Source organism: Minwuia thermotolerans (genome assembly GCF_002924445.1).
In the GTDB taxonomy this organism is placed as follows: Bacteria; Pseudomonadota; Alphaproteobacteria; order Minwuiales; family Minwuiaceae; genus Minwuia; species Minwuia thermotolerans.
This window is the reverse complement of sequence record NZ_PIGG01000067.1, coordinates 1-4,234: the sequence shown is the minus strand read 5'-3', so window position 1 is coordinate 4,234 and position 4,234 is coordinate 1. Positions and strand designations below refer to the sequence as shown.

Annotated in this window: 5 protein-coding genes; 1 reads left to right on the top strand and 4 read right to left on the bottom strand. The window is 68.5% G+C overall.

All coding sequences use genetic code 11. The features are described 5' to 3' along the window. Positions 1 to 185 precede the first annotated feature (185 nt). A complete protein-coding gene (locus tag CWC60_RS19330) occupies positions 186 to 389 on the bottom strand; it encodes a helix-turn-helix domain-containing protein (protein WP_109794313.1) in 204 nt (67 codons plus the stop codon). A 121-nt stretch (positions 390 to 510) separates the two neighbouring features. Here CWC60_RS19330 and CWC60_RS19325 point away from each other — a divergent pair, with 121 nt between their 5' ends. Then, on the top strand, positions 511 to 1,449 hold the full coding sequence (locus CWC60_RS19325; protein WP_206419913.1) for a restriction endonuclease: 939 nt from the start codon (positions 511 to 513) through the stop codon (positions 1,447 to 1,449). Positions 1,450 to 1,659: 210 nt separating this feature from the next. On the opposite strand, the gene terL is transcribed toward CWC60_RS19325, so the two are convergent. The 3 genes from terL to CWC60_RS19310 form a co-directional block, all read right to left on the bottom strand. Further along, positions 1,660 to 3,117, bottom strand: a complete 1,458-nt coding sequence (gene terL / locus CWC60_RS19320) for a phage terminase large subunit (RefSeq protein ID WP_109795572.1) — start codon at positions 3,115 to 3,117, stop codon at positions 1,660 to 1,662. Next, on the bottom strand, positions 3,110 to 3,559 hold the full coding sequence (locus tag CWC60_RS19315; protein ID WP_109795571.1) for a DUF5681 domain-containing protein: 450 nt from the start codon (positions 3,557 to 3,559) through the stop codon (positions 3,110 to 3,112). Before CWC60_RS19315 ends, terL begins: the two co-directional genes overlap by 8 nt. Further along, positions 3,556 to 4,234, bottom strand: a 679-nt coding sequence (locus tag CWC60_RS19310; protein WP_164516644.1) for a DNA-methyltransferase, incomplete at its 5' end; no start/stop codon positions are given. The genes CWC60_RS19310 and CWC60_RS19315, both read right to left, overlap by 4 nt.

Sequence of the window (4,234 nt, the reverse complement as noted above, 5' to 3'; positions counted from 1 at the left end):
CGGACAAGGTCGAGGCGGTCGGCGTCCATGGCGCAGCTCCCGGGCCGGTGATCCCGGCGCCCATGGACGCTTGCCGTGGGGGTGAAGTCCAGTCCCCCTCGCGGGCAGACGATCGCTGCACGGCGCCGCGGTGGGGCACGGCCGGCCCGGGCCGCGGCAGCCCCGCCTTCGGCCCATTGAGCTGTTCAGTCCAGCAGTTCCCCGGCCCTGGCGCCCAGGGCCGCCGCCAGCTTCTCGACGACCGTGATCGTGGGGTTGCGGGTGCCGCGCTCGAGGTCGCTGATGTAGGTGCGGTGGATACCGGCCTCGAAGGCAAACTGCTCCTGCGACCAGCCCTGGGACTGTCGAAGGCGCCTGATGTTCTGACCGAGACGTAAGCGAATATCCACGCACAGGATGTCAGGCGGATGCAGATTATCGGTCTACAGACGATCAGTGACATTCGACTTGACTTGGCCGCCGCGCCTGGGCGGAAGTCGGTGAGACTTATCGTCGACAGGAGGCGGCAGCTTGACCCCGGAGACGTTCGAACCGACGGCAGTGCGCTACATCAAGCTCGGCAGCGGGGGCGCGTGGGCCGAAGCGGCGGTCCGGGATGGTGTGATCCCCTTCGGGTTTCCGGAGGCGGGCCACGAGGCCTGCGCCCGGGGCGAGTGGGATGCTGTCGAGCAACAGCTGGCCGCGGCCGGACGGGCCCCACAGGCGATCGCCGAGGACCTCCGTGAGCTCCGCGCCTTCTATGAGACGCACCCGGATACCCTCTGGGTCACCTTCGCCGAGGGCCACCTGTGGTGGACCTTCGCCGACGGCCCGGTCCGGCCGGCCGATGACCCGTCGCCGGGGACGCCAACGCGCTACCGGACGACGCGCGGCGGCTGGCGCCGCGACAGCCTGACCGGCGAGCCCCTCTCCGTGCGGACGCTGAGCTCGGTCCTGACGAAGACGGCGAACTACCGGCGGACGATCTGCGATGTCCCGGCGGCCGCCTATCTTCTGCGCCGCATCCGCGGCGAGCCCAACCCGGTTCACGAGGAGGCCGTGGCGGTCAAGGCGCGGATGCAGGATATTGCCCGCCGCATGATCGCGGAGCTGCACTGGGCCGAGTTCGAGACCCTGGTCGACCTGATGTTCGCCCGCGGCGGCTGGCGGCGGACGAGCACCCTCGGCGGGACCATGCCCGACGCCGACCTCATCCTCGATCAGCCCGTGACCGGCGAGCGCGCCTGGGTGCAGGTCAAGTCCAGGGCGACGCAGTGCGAGGTGGACGACTACCTCGGCCGCTTCGAGCGCGACGGCAGCTGCGAGCGGTTCTTCTTCGTCTGCCACAGCCCCGTACGCGCCCTCGTGCTGGATGCCGGGCCCGGTCGGCACCTGTGGACCGCCGCCGAGGTGGCGGCGCGGGCGATCGACGTCGGCCTCTTCGACTGGCTGGTGGAACAGACCCGGTAGCCGAGAGGCCCCCTGGAGGGGCATCCGGGCCGCCTGGACGGCCTTCGGCACAGGGCGGCGGTCCAGCGGCCGCGGCGATCCACCTGGCGCCCCTGTGTGCCCATGAGGGTGGACGACATGGCCCCGAGCCCCCCTTGCATGCCGGTGAGCCGCCGGCGCCGGGCCCCGGCGGTGGCGCCGGCACGGGTGCGGATGCGGATGCGGCTCGCGTCAGTCATCGTATTCGAACGGCGGCAGGATATTCTCAATTCGATCGCCGCCGGGGCTGCCGATGTCGATCGGGGGCTCCCAGTACCGCTGCCATTTGAGGAACTGGGACAGGCTGTCGACCTGGTCGTCATGGCGGCCCTTCGGAAAGGCCAGGACCTCCTGAAGGAAGTCCGCCAGCCATGGCGCCTCCTCGGGCAGGAACACTTCGCCGGCCTCGATGCGGGCAGATGTGGCTTCCATGCGGACGATCTTGTCGCCCTCGGGGGCAATGCCGATCAGGCTGGGGAAGTTGGCGGGCGCGCCATGCTGCAGGTCCTGGACGAGACTCAGCCCCAGCCCGGCTTTCTCGACCAGCACCACATTGGCCTGGTGGTCCATCGCATGCCCGATCACCCGCTTGCGCAGACCCGGGAATTCGAGCCGCCCGCGCCAGACGTCGACGAGATAGAGCCTGCGGCCATCGACCAGCCACGTCGTGCAGACGGAGTAGTCGCCCCGTTCGCCGATCGTCCCCGCGATGTCCCAGCTCTGGACCACGGTCATGTTCTCCCCCCGCGGGGGCGCCGTGTCGTAGCGCCGGAACCAGTCGCGACGGACGAGATTGCCCGCTAGGGGGACCGGCTGCTGCTGGTACTGGGCCGAGAAGGCGAGGTGTCCCAGGTCGCGGCGCACACGCGCCAGGGCCGCCTCGGGCTCCCGCTCGGGGTGCAGCAGGTCGCCCTTGCGCCGATAGTGGATGTCCCCCGGCTTTGGCCCGATGCGAATCTGCTGGTCCTCGATGGCGATGGCCGGCAGGTCCAGGTGGTCCCAGCCGCCGGTCTCGAGTACATGACCGGCCAGGTCGTCTTCATGGAGGCGCTGCATCACCAGGATGATGGAGCCCCCCATCTTGTTGTCGAGCCGCGTCGAGACGGTTTCGGCGAACCAGTCCTTCACGTTGCGCCGGGCGGTCTCCGACTGGGCCTCGGAGGCCTTCATGGGATCGTCGATGATGATGATGTCGGCGCCGAAGCCGGTCAGCGAGCCGCCCACGGACGTGGCCAGGCGCCCGCCGTTCTTCGTGGTCACATATTCCGTCGCGGTTGACCGCGACAGCCTCATGGCCGGGAACAGGCGGCGGTACCAGTCGCTGTCCACCACCAGGCGGAACTGCCGCGCGAGATCGACGGAGAGGTTCTCGCTGTAGCTGACGCATTTGAACCGTAACGCCGGGTCATGACCCAGCGCCCAGGCCACGAACGCCACCGAGGTCGAGATCGACTTCAGCGACCGCGGCGGCTGGGTGATCACCAGCCGTCTGCCCGTGGGCTCGAGGCATTGCAGGAGCTCATATGTGATCGCCTTGATGTGCCAGTTGGCCTTGAACTCTGTTCCGGGCGAGAGGGTGGTGAAGCATTTGTGGATGAATGCGTTCAGGTCCGTTCGGAGCAGCGCGTCGAGAACACGGCGGTCACTCATCCTCGCCCTCCTGGCCGGACTTCTCCGGCTCCCCGTCCTCATCCTCTGTTGCTGCATCGCCCGGCGCCTGCGCCTGCCCGGAGGCCCGGTACTGCTCGAGGATCGCCCGGTCCTCCTCGGGGAGCGCCTCGTCGCTGTCCTGGATCAATGTCTGACCATTGTGTTGGGCGGCGAGAGCGAGGAGGCGTTCGAGCGCTCGCATTCCACCTTTCACGGCGCTCTGGCCCAGCTGGAGGATCGCGGCCTGCTGCATCGTCATCGTGCGTGTTGTGCCATTGACCTTGAGCTGCACCTTCATTTCGAGAACTTCGTTAAGGTCGGTTTGGAAGTTCCGGTGGCCCTTCGGCCGGCCCTTCGGGTTGCCGGACCGGCCGGGCTTGAAGCGCGAGTGTTTCGGCGGGTGCCCGTAGCCGACCTTGTCTTCGTTTTCGTCATCGCTCATCCGCCGGCCTCCTCTGCCTGGTTGACTGGGCGTTCCTCCGCCAGTTCGTCGAAGGACCGCCCGCTCTCCGCGTGCGTGATCTTGGCGCCGAAGGCCTTCCGGCATCGCCGGATGGCGACGTCGACATAGGCGGGGTCGAGTTCCATCGCGACGCACCGCCGGCCCGTGCGCTCCGCCGCCACGAGCGTCGTGCCCGCGCCGGCAAAGGGGTCGAGGACGAGGTCGCCGCGGTTCGAGCAATCGAGGATGGCGTCGGCGACCAGCCCGACGGGCTTGACGGTGGGATGCATGGCGAGCGCCTCGTCGCGGCCGGCGCCGAAACTGTTGGCGCCGGCATAGTCCCAGACATTGGTCCGATAGCGGCCATGGGCGCCGAGATCGACATTGTTGATGTGCGAGGCGGCGCCCGCCTTGAAGACGGCGACCAGTTCGTGCTTGGAGCGGTAGAGCGTGCCCATGCCGCCATTGGCCTTGTTCCAGACGCAGAGGTTCTTGAGCTCGCGGTAGACGTCGCGCCCCGCCGTCAGCAGGGCGTGGATATGGCGCCAGTCCATGCAGACGAAGTGGATGGCGCCATCGGCGCTGACCCGGGTTGCGTTGCCGAGGGTGGTGCGGAGGAAAGCCACGAAGTCGGCTTCCGCCATCTCGCCGCTCGCCATCGCGAACTCGCGGTGG